The following is a 16440-nucleotide window of genomic DNA, read 5'->3' as shown; positions in this document are numbered from 1 at the left end:
TGTGATCTCCGTAAGGGTCCGCTCATCCCTTGACCGCACCTGCGGTAAGACCGGCGACGATATGCTTCTGGGCCAGAAGGAAGAGAATGATCGTCGGCAGGATGGTCAGCGTGATGAAAGCCAGGATCAGGTGCCATTCGGACGAGTATTCGCCCTGATACACCATGATGCCGAGCGGCCAGGGATAGAGCGCATCGGTGTTGAGCATCACCAGCGGCAACAGATAGGCGTTCCAGCTGTTGACGAAAGTGATGGTCCCGACGGTCGCCAGGATCGGCCGCGACAGCGGCAGCGTCACGTAACGGAAGAACTTGATGTAGCTGCAGCCGTCCACGAGGGCCGCCTCGAGCAGTTCATACGGAATGTCCTTGAAGAAGCGCCGCAGCAGCAGCACGCTCATCGCGAGGCTGAAGGCCACCTGCGGCAGCGCCACGCCGAAATAGGTATCGAGCAGCCCGAGATCGCGCACCTTGATGAAGAGCGGCAGCACCGCGGTCGCGGCAGGAAACAGCAGGCCGAGCGTCAAATAGCTGAGCAGCATCGAGCTGCCGTAGAACCTGACATGAGCGAAGGCGAACGCCGCCATCGAGGCCACGATCAGGGTCAACGTCACCGCCAGCGTCGAGATCGCCAGCGAGTTGCGCAACAGCTGCCAGTAGCGCGCGGAGAACAGGATATCCGCGTAATTCTGCCACTCCCAGTGCTGCGGCAGGCCGAACGGGTTGACGCGCAACTCTCCGAGCGATTTGAAGCCGCCGAGCACGGTCGCCAGCAGCGGCACGAGCACGAAGACGGCGACGGCCGCGAGGAACAGCGCCTTGAACAGGGCCGCCGGATCGAACGGAGCGCGGGAGGTCCCGGTGCTACTCATCGCGCATGAACCATCGCTTGTAGGTGAAGGCAAAGGTCACGCAGATCATGAACAGAATGACGCCGATGGCGCTGCCATAGCCGACCCGCATCCGGGAGATGCCGTTGTTGTAGAGGAAGCTCACCATCGTGTTGGAGGAATCCGCAGGTCCTCCGCGCGTCAACGGCATCACCAGGTCGAACAGCTGCAGCGAGCCGACGATGGCGAAGAACACGGAGAGACGGATGGTCGGATAGAGCAAGGGGACGACGACGTGACGCAGGGTCTGTGTCCGCGTCGCACCGTCGATGCGGGCGGCTTCGACCAGGCTCTTGTCGAGGCTCTGCAGGGCCGCGATGAACAGCATCATGTGGAAGCCGAAATATTTCCAGACGATGACGATCAGCACCGCCAGCATCGCCGTGTCGGTCGAGGCCAGCAGATGCGGCGGCTCGGCGCCGAAGGTGCGCCAGATCGAAGCGACCAGACCATAGTCGCCGTCATAGACGAACGAGAAGATCAGCCCGGTCGCGATCTCGGCCAGGATATAAGGCATGAAGAACAGCATCCGCAGCGCCACAGCACCACGAAAGCGTTCCGCGAGCATCAGTGCCAAAGCGAGCGCAAGCGGCAGCTGGACCGCAAGAGAAACTGCGATGATCAGGCCGTTGTTGCGCAAGGCGAGCCAGAATGCGCGCGTTTCCAGCACGAAACGGTAATTGTCGAGGCCAATCCAGTTGGTCGGCTTGCCGAAGCCGTTCCAGTTGAAGGCCGAGTACCAGGCGGCTTCGCCGATCGGCACCACCACGAACAGCGTGAACAACAGCAGTGCCGGCGGCAGGAACAGGATCAGGACCGTGAAGCGTCCGTCCCACCGCGGGCCCCGGACCGCGGCCTGCGAGGGCGTCTCGCCGGCAACGTCGATCGCCGACACCATCGCGATCCGCCGCCCCACCGTCAGTTACCCTGCTTCCACGCCGCTTCAATCGCCTTCGCCGCATCCTGAGGGTTCATGCTGCCGCCGGCGATCTCGGCGGTAACGTCGTTGACGACGCGGCCGACCGAGGGCCCGAGGCTCTGGTCATAGAAGTTCTGGTGATAGTTCGATTTCGCCAGATTGGCCGCGATCAGCTTCATGAAGGAATTGTTGAGGCCGGCATCCGCCCCCTGCACCACCGGGATGATGAAATTGCCGGCGGCAAGGCGCGTCTGCACATCCTTGGAGACGAAGTATTTCAGGAAATCGACGGCCTCCTTCGGCGAGCCCTTGGTGATCAGCCAGCCGGTGATGCCGCCGAGCGTATCCGTCGGCGCGCCCTTGCCGCCCGGCACGACCGGGAAGTCGAACCAGCAGATCTTGTCTTCGCTCAATCCGACCTTGTCGGCGGCGAGCGCGCGCTGCAAATGATAGACCGTGCTGATGGCGAGCGTCATCGCCGCCTTGCCGTCGCCGAAATAGCCGACAGCCTGCGGATTCTTGAAACCGAGGAAGCCGTTCTGGAACGGCTGGAGATCAACGAGCTGCTTGAAGAGCTCGCCGGATTTCTGGAAGGTCTCGCCGGCGAATCCGCCATTCTCGCCGCGCAGCGCCGCGTCGAACGCGCCCTTGCCGCCGATACGCACGGCAAGATGCGTCCAGTAGAAATGCAGCGGCCATTTGTCGGCGCCGCCGACCACGATCGGCGTCACGCCGGCTCCCTTCAGCGTCTTCACTGCGGTGAGCAGATCGTCCCAGCTCTTGATCGCGGCCGGATCGACCTTCGCCTTGGCCATCAGCTCCCTGTTGCAGAGGAAGCCGACCTGAGACAGCGCGGTCGGCAGGCCGTAGACCTTGCCATTGCTGGTGAAGGCCGCGAGTGCCGCCGGCGTCAGGCTGTCGCCATAGCCCTTCACCTGATCGGTGATGTCGTCGAGCACGCCGGCCTCGATCTGCGTCTTCAGAACGCCGCCGGCCCAGCTGTAGATGATGTTCGGCCGATCCTTGGATTGAAGGATGGTCGGCAGCTTGGCCTTGTAGGCCTCGTTCTCGAGGAACTGCATCTCGACCTTCACGCCGGGATGCGACGCCTCATAGCTGCGCGCGACCTCCTCCCAGATCTTCACCTGGGCCGGGTTGGCCTCGATGTGGAGCCATTTCACGGTGGTGTCGGCAGCGGCCCAATTGGCCCCGAGCAGGCATGCGGCAACGGCGAGTCCCAGCTTCCCGAGCAGCCTCATCACATTCCTCCCAACCGGCTTCTATTCTTTGCCTGCAATCCTGCCTTCAATTTTTGAGGTACGCAACTAAAATTCTGATCTATGACCCTCACGTCGGAAATGACTAAGCTTTGCGAAGAAAACGGACGGCGCTTCGCACCGCCCGCAAGCAAAGTCGAGAGGTGTCCATGGCTGCCCTTTATTCTGACCTCGCCGGCAAGGTCGTTCTCGTCACCGGTGGCGCATCGGGCATTGGTGCTGCGATCGTGCGGCGCTTCGCGCAGCAGAAGAGCAAGGTCGTGTTCTTCGACATCAAGGCCGACGAAGGCCAGCGCCTTGCACGCGAATTGTCGGATCAGGGGCTCGGCGCACATTTCCAGCGCGTCGACCTCACCGACATCGCAGCCCTGCGCGCCGGCATCGCACTGGCGCGCGAGGCGCACGGCGCGATCAACATCCTCGTCAACAATGCCGCGCATGACGAACGGCACGCGACCGAGGAGATGACGCCGGAATATTGGGACGACCGCATCGCGGTGAACCTGAAGCATCAGTTCTTCGCCGCGCAAGCCGTCTTGCCCGACATGAAGGCGGCCAATGCCGGCGCGATCGTCAATTTCGGCTCCGTGTCGTGGATCGCCGGGCAAGGTGGCATGGCCGCCTACACCGCCAGCAAATCGGGCGTGATCGGCCTCACGCGTTCCCTGGCGCGCGACTACGGCCCCTACAATATCCGCGTGAACGCAATCGCGCCGGGCTGGATCATGACCGAGCGCCAGCTCGAGAAATGGATGACGCCGCAGGGCGAGGTGGAGTTGATGCAGCGGCAATGCCTGAAGCGTAAGCTCGTCCCCGACGAGGTCGCGAAATTCACCGTCTTTCTCGCCTCCGACGAAGCCTCGGCCTGCACGGCGCAGCACTACATCGTCGATGGCGGCTGGGTGTGACATCTGATCCCGCGCCTGCTGCACCGCGAAACCACTTGCGCCGCAACATTCAAAAATGAGACTGCCCGTCAAGCCGGACGAGGCGTCCACGCGTGCACCGCATCCGACTTCGGCTAGCTTCCCTGCAAAGCCGCGGCCCGTTCGAGAGCCAGCGGCATCGCGCCAGTTTTGGCGCGGCAACAATCGACGACAGAGGGAGGAGCACAATGTCGAAATGCAGTATCGGACTGCTCGCGCTGAGCAGCCTGTTTCTTTCAAGCGCCGCGATCGCCCAGGAAAAGATCAAGGTGGGCGTGACCGCGACGCTCGAAGGCACCTACACCGTTCTCGGCGAGGACGGCATGCGCGGCCACCAGACCGCGCTCAACGTGCTCGGCAAGAAGATCGGCGACAAGGAGCTCGAATTCATCGTCGCCTCGACCGACGCGACGCCGGATTCGGCGGTGCGCGCGGTACGCAAGCTGATCGAGCAGGACAAGGTGCAGATCCTGCTGTCACCGCTCTCCGGCGACGAAGGCATCGCGGTGAAGAACTTCGCCAAGACCCATCCCGAGCTGACCTTCATCAATGCGGCTTCCGGCGCGCAGGAAACCACCTATGTCGACCCTGCCCCGAACTTCTTCCGCTACAACATGGACGGCGCGCAGTGGCAGGTCGGCCTCGGCAAATACGCCTATGACGAGAAGAAGTATCGCAAGATCGCGACCGTCGGCGAGGACTATTCGTTCATCTACACACAGGTGTTCGGTCTCGTGCTCGAATTCTGCGGCGCCGGCGGACAGGTCACCAACCGGCAATGGGTGCCGCTCGGCACCAAGGATTTCGCTTCGGTGATCGCCGCGCTGCCCGACGACGTCGATGCGATCTATCTCGGCCTCGGCGGCGCGGATGCCGTCAACTTCCTCAACCAGTATCAGCAGGCGGGCGGCAAGGCGCATCTGATGGGCGGTTCCATCATGATCGACCAGACCATCCTGTCGTCCAAGGGCAACGCCAAGAACGCCCTGATCGGCACCATCGCGGCGAGCGGCCAGGCTGACACCTGGGAGGACCCGGGCTGGCAGAAATTCGTGAAGGCCTATCAGGACGCCTTCCCGCCCAACAAGCGCTTTCCGAGCCCGTCACTGCTCGCCACCAACTACTATGATTCAACCATGGCGCTGATCCTCGCACTGCGGGAGGTCAACGGCGATCTCAGCGACAACCAGTCGAAATTCAAGGCCGCGCTGGCGAAGATCGAGCTCGATGCGCCCAACGGCAATATCAAGCTCGACTCCAACCGCCAGGCGATTGGAACCAACTTCGTCACCGAGGTCGTCGACGACGGCAAGGGCGCGCTGTTCAGCAAGGTCGTGAAGGTGATCCCGAACGTCAACCAGACGCTCGGCTACGATCCGGCGGTCTTCTCGAAGATCGGGCTGCCGAGCCGAACCGTTCCGGAATGTAAGAAGTACTGACGCATCACGGCTGCAAACACGCAACCGGGGAGCGACTTGCTGACGCGGTCGCTCTCCGCTCTTGCAATCTCGCCGGCGTTGTTGAACGCTGGGCGAAAAGACAAGAACATTCGGGAGGGGAAGGCATGAGCCGTGCGCTCGCCGTCTTCCACGGCCGGTTCGGTCGGGCGACGGTTTATCAGTTGAACCGCCCTTTCAATATCCACGCCCATCGTGAAGGTCATCTGATCTTCCATGTCGGCGGCATGCCGGCATGCATCGACGTCTCCGAGGGGCATTACGATCTCACCGGGACGTCCGTCGTCGCGGTCAATCCCTGGGAGCCGCACAATTTCCTGCCTGCCGATCTGGACGGCGGCGCGATCTTCTTCGTGCTCTACGTCAACGCCGAATGGTTCGCACCCGATGCATCGGGCACCCACCGGCTGCGTTTCGGCCGCACCCAGTTCAAGCGCACGCCGGCACTCGACAAGCACATCAGGCGGACCGCCGCGCTCGTGTGCGGCGCACCCTCGCTCTCCAGCCTCGATTCCGAGCTGCGGAGACTGATCGATATCTGTTACGACGAAAGCTGGCAGCAGGCCGAGATCGCGCGCGATCCACGCGCAAACGGCTCCGTCACCGATTTTCGCGTGCGCAAATGCATCAAGATGATGTCGGAAAGTCCCGGTGCCGAGATCGAGCTCGACACCATCGCACGGGAATCCGGCCTGTCGCGGCCGCATTTCTACCGGCTGTTCCGCGTCCAGACCGGCGTTACGCCGAATCTCTATCTGAACACGCTGATCATGGAACAGGCGCTCGAAGCGCTGGTGGCCAGCGAGACGCCGATCGCCGATATCGGCTTCGATCTCGGCTTCTCCTCGCAGAGCGGTTTCACCCGCTTCTTCGCCGCCAATGTGGGGATGGCCCCGACCGATTATCGTCGAGCGGCCAAGATTTTGCGCGCCTGAGCGCGGGCCACGAAAAGATACTCACGATCAAACGTCGCCCCCGCCGCCCGGCTAGGATGCCGGCAACGCGATCCTGAGATGATCGCGACGACGGGAGCGCACGTTCATGGCTAGGCGAGCAGCCGGTACAAGGCTGTCTGACCTGCATTCGATCGACCTTGGGCACGTGGCATGGCCGGGAAGGCGGCGCGCATGAGCCGCTTTGTCGAACGCCATCCGGCCTGGGCGCTGATTGCCATCATTGCCATTGCCGTCGCGCTCTGGCTGATCTTCGCGGTCTGGCCGCCGGGCCTCGAGGAAGCCATCGGCCGCAAGCGCGTGTTCCTCAACGCCGTGTTCAACGGCATCACGCTCGGAGGCCTGTACTTCCTCGTCGCCAGCGGCTTCACGCTGATCTTCGGCCTGATGCGCAACGTCAACCTCGCGCACGGCTCGCTCTATCTGTTCGGCGGCTATGTCGGCTATGCCATCAGCACAGCGACCGGCTCCTGGCTCCTCAGCTTCATCGTCGCCTTCATCCTTACCGCCCTGGTGGGCGTCCTGCTCCAGGTGATCGTGTTCCACCGGATGGAGGGACAGGATCTCAGGCAGACCATGGTGACGATCGGGCTGTCGATCGTGTTCGCCGATCTGATGCTGTGGGCCTGCGGCGGCGATTTCTACCAGGTTCAGACCCCGAACTGGCTGATCGGCCCCGTGGAGCTGCCGCTGATCACGGCGGTGAAATCCTCGGGCGAGCCGGTCTATCTCAGATATCCCATGGTACGGCTGGTGATCTTCGCCGCGTCCGTGGTCATCGGCGTGTCGATGTGGCTCGCGCTCAATCGTACCCGCATCGGCATGATCATTCGCGCCGGCGTCGACGATCGCGATATCCTCGCCGCGACCGGCGTGCGCATCCAGCTCGTCTTCGTCGCCGTGTTCGCATTCGGCGCCGGACTTGCGGGCATCGCCGGCGTCGTCGGCGGCACCTTCCAATCCCTGTCGCCCGGCGAAGACATCCGCTTCCTGCTCGCCTCCCTCGTCGTCGTGATCGTGGGCGGCATGGGCTCGATCCCCGGTGCGGCGCTCGGCGCGCTGATCATCGGCCTCGCCGAGCAGCTCGGCTCGGTCTACATCCCGACCTATGCCATCGTCGTGACCTTCCTGATCATGGTGCTGGTGCTGGCGATCCGGCCGCAAGGCCTGCTGGCGAGGCGCTGACATGTCGCTCGCCCACGATGCCCGCGTCGCCGTTCGTCCCGCCGCTGTGACGCAGCGCCCCGCGCGGACATGGCCGGAGATCAACAACCCCGCCGCCTGGATCGTAGCAGTCATTCTCGTGGTGATGCCGCTGATCGCGAGCGGCTTCTTCCTGATCGAGATCTTCGCGACCACGCTGATCCTCGGCATCATGGCACTGAGCCTGATGTTCCTCGCCGGCTATGGCGGCATGGTCAGCCTGATGCAGCTCACCATCGCGGGCTTCTCGGCCTACATGGTCGCCGTGTTCGGTATCAGCGGCAACGCCAATATCAGCCTGGGCTGGCCATGGTGGCTCGCGGTCCCCATGGCGCTGGCGCTGGCGACCGCGTTCGGCACGCTCGGCGGCGCCCTCGCGGTGCGCACCGAAGGCATCTACACCATCATGATCACGCTCGCGATTGGCGCTGCCTTCTACTATTTCACAAATCAGAACTGGGCGATCTTCAACGGCCATACCGGCATCAACACCGTGGCCACGCCGCACTTCTGGGGCGTGAACTGGCGCGCCGACATCCCCTTCTACTATGTCGTGCTCGCGGTCGCGGCGCTCTGCTATTTCGCAGTCGAGTATATCTCGCGCGCGCCCTTCGGCCTTGCCCTCCAGGGCGTTCGCGACAATCCGCGCCGCATGGCCGCGCTCGGCTTCAACGTCAATGCGCACCGCGTCGCCGCTTATGCCTTTGCGTCCTTCATCGCCGCGCTTGCCGGCGTGCTCCAGGTCTGGAACTACCGCCAGATCTCGCCGGGCTCGGTCAGCGTCGGCGCCTGCATCGACGTGCTGATCATTGCCGTGGTCGGCGGCATCACGCGTCCGATCGGTCCCTTCATCGGCGCGCTGATCTTCGTGCTGCTGCGCACCTTTGCGCTCGATTTCCTGGTCAGGCTCGGCCTCGACGGCAACCGCTTCCGCCTGCTGATCGGGCTCGGCTTCCTCGCCATCGTGTTCTGGTCCTCGGACGGCGTCATCGGCCTGTGGCAGCGCTGGCGTCAGAGCCAGCGTTCCCGCGACGATCGCCAGGGCGGAGGACGCGGCCATGGATAGCGTCGCGCAACGCCTCTCGGCCGTCGGCGCCGGCGCCGCGCTGGAACTGCGCGGCGTGACGAGGCTGTTCGGCGCGCTCGCGGCGCTGACCGACGTCACCATCACCGTGCGCCCCGGCGAGCGCCGCGCCGTGCTCGGCTCCAACGGCGCCGGCAAGACCACGCTGTTCAACTGCATCACCGGAGATTTCGCGCCCTCCTCCGGCACCATCCGCTTCTTCGGCGAGGACGTCACGCACTTCCCGCCCTATGAACGCATCCGCCGCGGGCTGCGCCGGACCTATCAGATCTCGGCGCTGTTCCCCGGCCTCACCGTGCAGGACAACGTCTATCTCGCCTGCCGCGGCGTCTCGCGCGGGCGCTTCTCGTTCCTGCGACCGGGACAGAACGATGCCTTGATGCATGCGGCCGACAACCTCGTCCAGGCCGTGCATCTGTCCGCCGTGAAGGACCAGCGCGTCGCCGAGCTCGCACACGGCCAGCAGCGCCAGCTCGAGATCGCGCTGGCGCTCGCCGGCGCCCCACGCTTCGTCCTGTTCGACGAGCCGGCCGCGGGCCTGTCGCCGACCGAACGGGCCGAGCTGATCGAGATCCTGACCTCGCTGCCGGCGCATATCGGCTACATCATCATCGAGCACGACATGGACGTGGCGCTGCGCGTCGTCGAGAGCGTCACGATGATGCACAACGGCCGTGTCTTCAAGGAAGGCCTGCCGCAGGAGATCGAGTCCGATCCTGAAGTGCAGGAGCTTTATCTCGGAGGCGGCCATGAATGAGGCCCGCCGCTCCGCCGCCGCGCTCGAGGTCCGCGGCCTCGACGTCTATTACGGCCATTCCCACGCGCTGCAGGGCGTCGATCTCACGCTGGAGAGCGGCGTGTTCTCCGTGGTCGGCCGCAACGGCATGGGCAAGACCACGCTGTGCAAGGCCATCATGGGCCTCGTGACCGTGAGTGGCGGATCGATCCGGGTCCGCGGCGAGGACGTCACGCGGCGGCCGCCGGCCCAGATTGCGCGGCTCGGCGTCGGCTATGTGCCGCAGGGCCGTCGGCTCTGGCGCTCGCTCAGCGTCGACGAGCATTTGCGGCTTGCCGGCGGCATGCGCCCCGGCGCCTGGACGGTCGAGCGCATCTACGACACCTTTCCCCGCCTCGCCGAGCGCAAGGACCATGGCGGCGGCCAGCTCTCCGGCGGCGAGCAGCAGATGCTGGCGATCTCGCGCGCGCTGCTCACCAATCCGCATCTGTTGATCATGGACGAGCCGACCGAGGGACTTGCGCCCGTCATCGTGGCGCAGGTCGAGGAGATGCTGCTGCGGCTCGGCGAGGACGAGGACATGTCCGTGCTCGTGATCGAGCAGAACATCGGTGTCGCCACCGCGATCTCGCGCAACGTCGCGATCATGGTGAACGGCCGCATCAACCGCATCATCGACTCCGCGCGCCTCGCCGCCGACCGCGACCTGCAGCAGCGCCTGCTCGGCGTCGGGCTTCACGCCGAGCTCGAGCCGGATCTCGACGTCGCCGAGGCCGGTGCCGAGGCAAAGCCGGCGCCGGCACCGCGCCGCGACGGGCCGATCCGCATTTACGTCTCCAACCCGACGATCCCGACCCGGTGGTCGCAACCGGTGCCGATCGCCCGCATCGAGGCGGCCGCGCGCACGCTCTCGACCCAAGTCGCACGGCTCGACGAGACGGCCCGGCGCAAGCGCGAGCCGGTGGCGGCGCAGACCGCCGGCCCGCCCGTCGTGCTTGTCGTCGGTACGCTCGACACCAAGGGGGTCGAGCTGCGCTACATCCGCGACATCATCGCGGAAAGCGGCCTGCGCACCCGGCTGGTCGACGTCTCGACCAGCGGTCGACATTCGTCCTGCGACGTCTCGGCGCAGGAGATCGCGCTGAACCACGGCCGCGGCGGTCCTGCCGTGTTCGGCTCCGACCGCGGTGCTGCTGTGACGGCGATGGCCGATGCCTTCGCCAGCTGGCTGCGGCGCCAGGGCAATGTTGCCGGCGTGATCTCGGCGGGCGGCTCGGGCGCCGCGTCGCTGGTTGCCCCCGGCATGCGTGCGCTGCCCGTCGGCGTGCCCAAGCTGATCATCTCCTCCGTCGCCTCCGGTGACGTCGGGCCCTATGTCGGTCCGGCCGACATCACGATGATGTACTCCGTCACCGACGTGCAGGGGCTGAACTCGATCTCGCGCGCGGTGCTGGCCAACGGTGCCAACGCGCTCGCCGGCATGGTCAGGGCGCGGCTCGAAGGACGCGAGGCAAAAGAGCGTGCCGTCGGCGCCGGCCTGCCCTCGGTCGGCATCACCATGTTCGGCGTCACCACGCCCGCCGTGCAGAAGATCGCCGCCGACCTGCGCGACGATTTCGAATGCCTGGTCTTCCACGCCACCGGCGTCGGCGGCCGTTCCATGGAAAAACTCGTCGAGTCCGGCCAGCTCGCCGGCGCCATCGACCTCACCACCACCGAGGTCTGTGATCTTCTGATGGGCGGCGTGTTCCCGGCGACGGAGGACCGCTTCGGTGCGATCATCCGCACGCGCATTCCCTATGTCGGCTCCGTCGGCGCCCTCGACATGGTCAATTTCGGCGCGCCCGAGACCATTCCCGAGCGCTACCGTGGCCGCAAGTTCCACGTCCACAATCCGCAGGTGACGTTGATGCGGACAACCGTGGAAGAGAACGAGCGCATGGGCCGCTGGATTGGCGAGCGGCTCAACCAGATGGATGGCCCGGTGCGCTTCTTCCTGCCCGAGGGCGGCGTCTCCGCACTCGATGCACGCGGCCAGCCGTTCTGGGATCCGGACGCCGACGCCGCGCTGTACCGCACGCTGGAGCGCACCGTGCGGCAGACCGGCAACCGTCAGCTCATCCGCACGCCGAAGAACATCAACGATCCCGACTTCGCCGCCGCCATCGTCAGTGCATTCCGAACCCTGTTCGGCCGCACCGGCGCGCGGCGGAGACAAGCGAGGTGACCGATGGCCAGGTTTGAACGCGCAGCCCTCCTGAAGAAGTTCCGCGACATGGCGCGGCGCGGCGAGCCGATCGTCGGCGGCGGCGCCGGAACGGGCCTGTCGGCCAAATGCGAGGAGGCCGGCGGCGTCGATCTCATCGTGATCTACAATTCCGGTCGCTATCGGATGGCCGGCCGCGGCTCGCTCGCGGGCCTGATGGCTTACGGCGATGCCAACGCCATCGTGCTCGACATGGCGAATGAGGTGCTGCCTGTGGTCACCAGGACGCCGGTGCTCGCGGGCGTCAACGGCACCGATCCGTTTCGCGACATGGACGTGTTTCTCGACCAGCTGAAGGCGCTTGGTTTCGCGGGCGTGCAGAACTTTCCGACCGTCGGGCTGATCGACGGCACCTTCCGCGCCAATCTCGAAGAGACCGGCATGTCCTATGCGCTCGAGATCGACATGATCGCCAGAGCGCACGACAAGGACATGCTGACGACGCCCTACGTGTTCAGCGAGAAGGAGGCGGCCGCGATGGCGATCGCCGGCGCCGACATCATCGTCTGCCACATGGGGTTGACGACCGGCGGCTCGATCGGCGCGCAGACCGCGCCGAAGCTGAAGGACTGCCCTGCCCGGATCGAGACCTGGGCTTCGGCGGCGCTCAGCGTCAATCCCGACATCCTGGTGCTGGCCCACGGCGGCCCGATCGCCGATCCCGCCGACGCCGATTTCATCATGAAGAATACCCGCCATTGCCACGGCTTCTACGGGGCGTCCTCGATGGAGCGGCTTCCCGTGGAGCGGGCGCTGACGGAGCAGGTACGTCAATTCAAGGCGATCGGCGCGCGCTAACGCCTGATAGGTTCGAGGGAGGGAAAGATGTCAGGGATGCTGGTCGGTGAATTGATCCTCTGGCTGATCGTCGCGATCGTCGTGATCGTCGTCGGCGTCTACATCGTGAACTGGCTCTATCATCGCTCCTCCAAGGAGACCTCGTTCGTCCGGACCGGCTTCCTCGGCGAGCGCGTGGTGATCAATGGCGGCGCCTTCGTGCTGCCGTTCATTCACGATTACACCCCGGTCAACATGAACGTGCAGCCGATGGGAATCGTGCGATCGCGGCAGGACGCGGTGATCACCCGCGACCGCATGCGCGTCGACATCGAGGCCGACTTCTATGTCCGGGTCCAGGCCACCCGCGAAGCCGTTTCCATCGCCGCCGCCACCCTCGGCCGCCGCACCATGGAGCCGGAAAAGCTTCACGCCCTGCTCGCCGGCAAGTTCATATCCGCCATCCGTTCGGTCGCGTCCGAAATGACCCTGGAGGAGATGCATGAGCGGCGCGGCGACTATGTCGCGCGCGTCAAGACCAATGCGGCCGAAGCCCTCGCCCAGAACGGCCTCGAGCTGGAATCGGTCGCCATCACCGATCTCGACCAGACCGACCTCGAGTTCTTCAACCCCTCGAACCGGTTCGACGCCGAGGGCCTGACCAACCTGATGGAGGACATCGAGGCGAGGCGCAAGCTGCGCAACGACATCGAGCAGGACTCGATGATCAAGATCCGCACCCGCAACCTGGAGGCCGAGCGGCAGGCGCTCGAGATCGAGCGCGAGAGCGAGACCGCGCGCCTGGAACAGGAACGCGACATCGAGATGCGCCGCGCCCTCCAGCGTACGGAAGTCGCCCGCGAGCGCGCCCTGCGCGAGACCGAGGCCGAGCAGGCGCAGATCTCCGCGCGCGAGACCATCGAGCGGGCCCGCATCGCCAATGACCAGGCGATCGCGGAGGCCCGCATCGCCTCCGAGCGCGAGACCCGCCAGAAGGAGATCGAGCGGACCCGCACCATCGAGGAGAAGGAACTGCTGGCGCGCGAGGAGATCGAGAAGACAAGGATCGCCAACCAGCGCTCGATCGACACCACGCGGATCGCGTCCGAACGCGAAGTGCGCCAGCGCGAGATCGAGCGGATGCGTACCGTCGAGGAAGCCGAGATCGCCGCGCGCGAAGCGATCGAGAAAGCGAGGATCCAGCAGGACCGCGCCGTCACCGACGCCCGCATCGCCAACGAGGAGGAGACGCGCCGCCGCGAGATCGAGCGCACCCGCGCCGTCGACGAGGCCGAGATCGCCGCCCGCGAGGCGACCGAAAAGGCCCGCATCGCCCAGACGCTGATCGTCAATGTCGAGCGGATCTCCTCCGACGAGCGCACCCGCGCGCTGGAGATCCAGCAGGTCCGCACCATCCAGGAGGCCGAGATCGAGGCCCAGCGCGCGGTCGAGGCCGCCCGCATCGCCCGCGAGCGAACGCTCGCCGCCGAGCGCATCGCCGCCGAGCAGAACACGCGGCAGCTAGAGATCGAGCGCAATCAGGCGCTCGACGTCGCTGGCATCACCGCGCGCGAGGCCACGGAGGCCAGTCGGATCGCCCAGGAGGAGCGCGTGCGCTCGCTGGAGATCGCCCGCAACCGCGCCGTCGAGGAAGCCGACATCGCTTCCCGCGAGGCGATCGAAGCGGCCCGTATCGCCCAGGAGAAGGCGGTTGCGGCCGAGCGTATCCAGGCCGAGCGCGATACGCGTTCGCTTGAAATCGAGCGCACCGGCGTGCTGGAGGCGGCCGAGCTGAAGCGGCGCGACGCCATCGAGCGTCAGCGCATCACGGTCGATCTGGCGCTCGAGGCCGAGCGCATCAATTCCTCCAAGAAGCGCGAAGTGCTCAACATCGAGCAGAAGAAGGCGATCGAGATCGCCGACGAGGACCGCGTCATCGCGCTGTCGACGAAGAAGTCCGAGCGGATCGATGCCGACCGCCAGGTCCGGCAGGCCGAGATCGTCGCGCGCAAGGAGGTCGAGACCACGGACGTCTCGCGCGAGCAGGCGCTGGAAGCCGCCCGGATCGAGCGGCGGCGCGCCATCGAGCAGCTCGAGGTCGCACGCGTACAATCGTTGCAGGAGGCCGAGATCGCCTCCCGCGAGGAGGTCGAGCGCGCCCGCATCGCCTCCGACCGCGGCCTGGACGAGGCCCGCATCGGCCGCGAGCGGGAGCTGCGCAAGCTCGAAGTCAACCGCGAGAAGGAGGTCGAGACCGTCCTGATGGAGAAGGCCATCGCGATCCACACGAAATCCCTGGAGGAGTCCGCCGCCAAGGCGTCGGCCGAGGAAGCGCGGATGCGCGCGACCGAAGCGACCGAGCGCGTCATCACCGCGCGCGAGAGCGAGATCGCCAAGCGACGCAAGACGGTCGAAATCCTGATCGCCGAGAAACAGGCCGAGGAGACCCGCATTGCTGCCGAAGCCGAGCGCGTGCGCGCCGCCGTCGAGGCCGAGGCACAGCGGATGCTGAACGAGGCCGAGAACGTGCTGACCGACCAGGCGCGCTACTCGCTGTTCCGCCGCAAGCTGCTCGACCGGATCGAGGGCATCGTGCGCGAGAGCGTCAAGCCGATGGAGAAGATCGAGGGCATCCGCATCCTCCAGGTCGACGGCCTCAACGGCAATGGGAATAGTGGCAATGGCGGACGCAGCGCCACCGACGAGGTGATCGACTCGGCCCTGCGCTACCGCGTTCAGGCGCCGCTGATCGACTCCATTCTGGCCGACATCGGCGTCGAGGGCGGCAGTCTCTCCAAGATGCCGGGCCTGATCCGCGAGGCCCGCGACATGCAGGGCATCAAGGAGTCCGCGCGCAAGAGCGGCGGAGGTGGCGGCGACAAGCCGGCGGCCTCGCCGGCTCCCTCGGCCGAGGGTGGCGAACCTCCGGCCGAACGTGGGCCGAGGAAGAAGAGCTGAGGTCGCGCCATGGCCCGCGTCTATGTCTCAACCGTCGTCAATGCCCGCAACGATCGCGTCTGGGCGCGGGTGCGCGATTTCAACGGCCTGCCAAACTGGCACCCGGCGATCGCTGAAAGCCGCATCGAGGGCGGGGAGCCCTCGGACAAGATCGGCTGTGTCAGGGATTTCCGCCTGCGTAACGGCGACCGCATCCGCGAGAAGCTCTTGGGCCTCTCCGACTACGACATGTTCTGCACCTATTCGATCCTGGAGTCCCCGATGGGCGTCGAGAACTATGTCGCAACCCTGCGGCTGACTCCCGTCACCGACGGCGACCAGACTTTTGTGGAATGGACCGCCGAATTCGACTGCGCGCCCGAAAGGGAGACCGAGCTCGTGAACAACATCGGCGGCGGCGTATTCCAGGGCGGGTTCGATGCCCTCAAACGCGTGTTCGGAGGTTGATGTGATCCGAACCATATCGATTAAGGCACATTGCGCTGCCTCGCCCCGCAAGCGGGGCGAGGTAAACGACACCGAACCGCGCCGCCGGGTGGAGACCTAGCCGTGCCGCATATCGTCAAGAGCACGATCCTGGACGCACCGACCGATGCGGTGTGGCACGTGCTGCGCGATTTCAACGGGCATGATCGCTGGCATCCAGCTGTTGCGACCTCCTCGATCGAGCGCGCGCAGTCTTCCGACAAGATCGGCTGTGTCAGGCGGTTCAAGCTGAAGGACGGTGCAGAGCTGCGCGAGCAATTGCTGGCGCTGTCCGACCTGGAACAGTCCTTCAGCTATTGCCTGCTCGATACGCCGGTGCCGATGTTCAACTACGTCGCCCATGTCCGGCTGCTGCCGGTCACGGACGGCGACCGCACCTTCTGGCACTGGGAATCCCGCTTCACCACGAAGCCTGAGGATAGCGACCGCATTACCCACATGGTCGCCGAAGACATCTATCAGGCCGGTTTCGAGGCGATCCGTCGACATCTGAAGGAGGCGGCATAGTC

General features: G+C 65.4%; 14 protein-coding genes. 11 read left to right on the top strand and 3 right to left on the bottom strand.

Features of this window, described 5'->3' with window-relative positions:
- Nucleotides 1-22: 22 nt before the first annotated feature.
- From TSA1_RS35185 to TSA1_RS35175, 3 genes are read right to left on the bottom strand one after another with little or no spacing between them, the layout of a single operon-like run.
- Nucleotides 23-871, bottom strand: a complete 849-nt coding sequence (locus TSA1_RS35185; RefSeq protein WP_100180321.1) for a carbohydrate ABC transporter permease — start codon at nt 869-871, stop codon at nt 23-25.
- Complete coding sequence (locus TSA1_RS35180) at nt 864-1805, bottom strand: carbohydrate ABC transporter permease (protein ID WP_100180320.1); 942 nt, start codon at nt 1803-1805, stop codon at nt 864-866. Before TSA1_RS35180 ends, TSA1_RS35185 begins: the two co-directional genes overlap by 8 nt.
- Before the next feature lie 2 nt (nt 1806-1807).
- The gene (locus TSA1_RS35175) at nt 1808-3067 is read right to left on the bottom strand and encodes an extracellular solute-binding protein (protein ID WP_100180319.1); all 1260 of its coding nucleotides are present in this window, start codon (nt 3065-3067) and stop codon (nt 1808-1810) included.
- 167 nt (nt 3068-3234) lie between these two features.
- Here TSA1_RS35175 and TSA1_RS35170 point away from each other — a divergent pair, with 167 nt between their 5' ends.
- From TSA1_RS35170 to TSA1_RS35120, 11 genes are all read left to right on the top strand, one after another.
- Nucleotides 3235-3993: an SDR family NAD(P)-dependent oxidoreductase gene (locus TSA1_RS35170; protein ID WP_100180318.1), complete on the top strand. Its 759-nt coding sequence runs from the start codon at nt 3235-3237 to the stop codon at nt 3991-3993.
- A gap of 206 nt (nt 3994-4199) precedes the next feature.
- Nucleotides 4200-5450, top strand: coding sequence for an ABC transporter substrate-binding protein (locus tag TSA1_RS35165; protein ID WP_100180317.1), 1251 nt, complete (start codon nt 4200-4202; stop codon nt 5448-5450).
- A gap of 125 nt (nt 5451-5575) precedes the next feature.
- Nucleotides 5576-6403: a helix-turn-helix transcriptional regulator gene (locus TSA1_RS35160; RefSeq protein ID WP_100180316.1), complete on the top strand. Its 828-nt coding sequence runs from the start codon at nt 5576-5578 to the stop codon at nt 6401-6403.
- Between the two features lie 192 nt (nt 6404-6595).
- Nucleotides 6596-7606, top strand: a complete 1011-nt coding sequence (locus TSA1_RS35155; RefSeq protein ID WP_100181514.1) for a branched-chain amino acid ABC transporter permease — start codon at nt 6596-6598, stop codon at nt 7604-7606.
- 1 nt (nt 7607) lies between these two features.
- Nucleotides 7608-8690 carry a branched-chain amino acid ABC transporter permease gene (locus TSA1_RS35150; protein WP_100180315.1) on the top strand — a complete coding sequence of 361 codons (1083 nt, stop codon included), beginning with the start codon at nt 7608-7610 and terminating at the stop codon, nt 8688-8690.
- On the top strand, nt 8683-9465 hold the full coding sequence (locus TSA1_RS35145; protein WP_100180314.1) for an ABC transporter ATP-binding protein: 783 nt from the start codon (nt 8683-8685) through the stop codon (nt 9463-9465). Before TSA1_RS35150 ends, TSA1_RS35145 begins: the two co-directional genes overlap by 8 nt.
- Entirely contained in the window at nt 9458-11671 is a 2214-nt protein-coding gene (locus TSA1_RS35140) for an ABC transporter permease (RefSeq protein ID WP_100180313.1), read from the top strand. Before TSA1_RS35145 ends, TSA1_RS35140 begins: the two co-directional genes overlap by 8 nt.
- A 3-nt stretch (nt 11672-11674) precedes the next feature.
- Nucleotides 11675-12508, top strand: coding sequence for a phosphoenolpyruvate hydrolase family protein (locus tag TSA1_RS35135; RefSeq protein WP_100180312.1), 834 nt, complete (start codon nt 11675-11677; stop codon nt 12506-12508).
- 27 nt (nt 12509-12535) lie between these two features.
- Nucleotides 12536-15445, top strand: a complete 2910-nt coding sequence (locus TSA1_RS35130) for a flotillin family protein (protein ID WP_100180311.1) — start codon at nt 12536-12538, stop codon at nt 15443-15445.
- Nucleotides 15446-15454: 9 nt separating this feature from the next.
- On the top strand, nt 15455-15892 hold the full coding sequence (locus TSA1_RS35125; RefSeq protein WP_097659057.1) for an SRPBCC family protein: 438 nt from the start codon (nt 15455-15457) through the stop codon (nt 15890-15892).
- 102 nt (nt 15893-15994) lie between these two features.
- On the top strand, nt 15995-16438 hold the full coding sequence (locus tag TSA1_RS35120) for an SRPBCC family protein (RefSeq protein WP_100180310.1): 444 nt from the start codon (nt 15995-15997) through the stop codon (nt 16436-16438).
- The last annotated feature ends 2 nt before the right edge of the window (nt 16439-16440 follow it).

The sequence above is a fragment of the Bradyrhizobium nitroreducens genome (assembly GCF_002776695.1).
In the GTDB taxonomy this organism is placed as follows: Bacteria; Pseudomonadota; Alphaproteobacteria; order Rhizobiales; family Xanthobacteraceae; genus Bradyrhizobium; species Bradyrhizobium nitroreducens.
Note: the sequence above shows the minus strand (reverse complement) of the source record. Positions and strands in the feature narration are given on the sequence as shown.

Bases quoted from the DNA above. Each gene is read 5' to 3' on its own strand.
- TSA1_RS35185 (WP_100180321.1), bottom strand. From the start codon at position 871: ATGAGTAGCACCGGGACCTCCCGCGCTCCGTTCGATCCGGCGGCCCTG.
- TSA1_RS35175 (WP_100180319.1), bottom strand. From the start codon at position 3,067: ATGAGGCTGCTCGGGAAGCTGGGACTCGCCGTTGCCGCATGCCTGCTC.
- TSA1_RS35170 (WP_100180318.1), top strand. From the start codon at position 3,235: ATGGCTGCCCTTTATTCTGACCTCGCCGGCAAGGTCGTTCTCGTCACC.
- TSA1_RS35165 (WP_100180317.1), top strand. From the start codon at position 4,200: ATGTCGAAATGCAGTATCGGACTGCTCGCGCTGAGCAGCCTGTTTCTT.
- TSA1_RS35160 (WP_100180316.1), top strand. From the start codon at position 5,576: ATGAGCCGTGCGCTCGCCGTCTTCCACGGCCGGTTCGGTCGGGCGACG.
- TSA1_RS35155 (WP_100181514.1), top strand. From the start codon at position 6,596: ATGAGCCGCTTTGTCGAACGCCATCCGGCCTGGGCGCTGATTGCCATC.
- TSA1_RS35150 (WP_100180315.1), top strand. From the start codon at position 7,608: ATGTCGCTCGCCCACGATGCCCGCGTCGCCGTTCGTCCCGCCGCTGTG.
- TSA1_RS35145 (WP_100180314.1), top strand. From the start codon at position 8,683: ATGGATAGCGTCGCGCAACGCCTCTCGGCCGTCGGCGCCGGCGCCGCG.
- TSA1_RS35140 (WP_100180313.1), top strand. From the start codon at position 9,458: ATGAATGAGGCCCGCCGCTCCGCCGCCGCGCTCGAGGTCCGCGGCCTC.
- TSA1_RS35135 (WP_100180312.1), top strand. From the start codon at position 11,675: ATGGCCAGGTTTGAACGCGCAGCCCTCCTGAAGAAGTTCCGCGACATG.
- TSA1_RS35130 (WP_100180311.1), top strand. From the start codon at position 12,536: ATGTCAGGGATGCTGGTCGGTGAATTGATCCTCTGGCTGATCGTCGCG.
- TSA1_RS35125 (WP_097659057.1), top strand. From the start codon at position 15,455: ATGGCCCGCGTCTATGTCTCAACCGTCGTCAATGCCCGCAACGATCGC.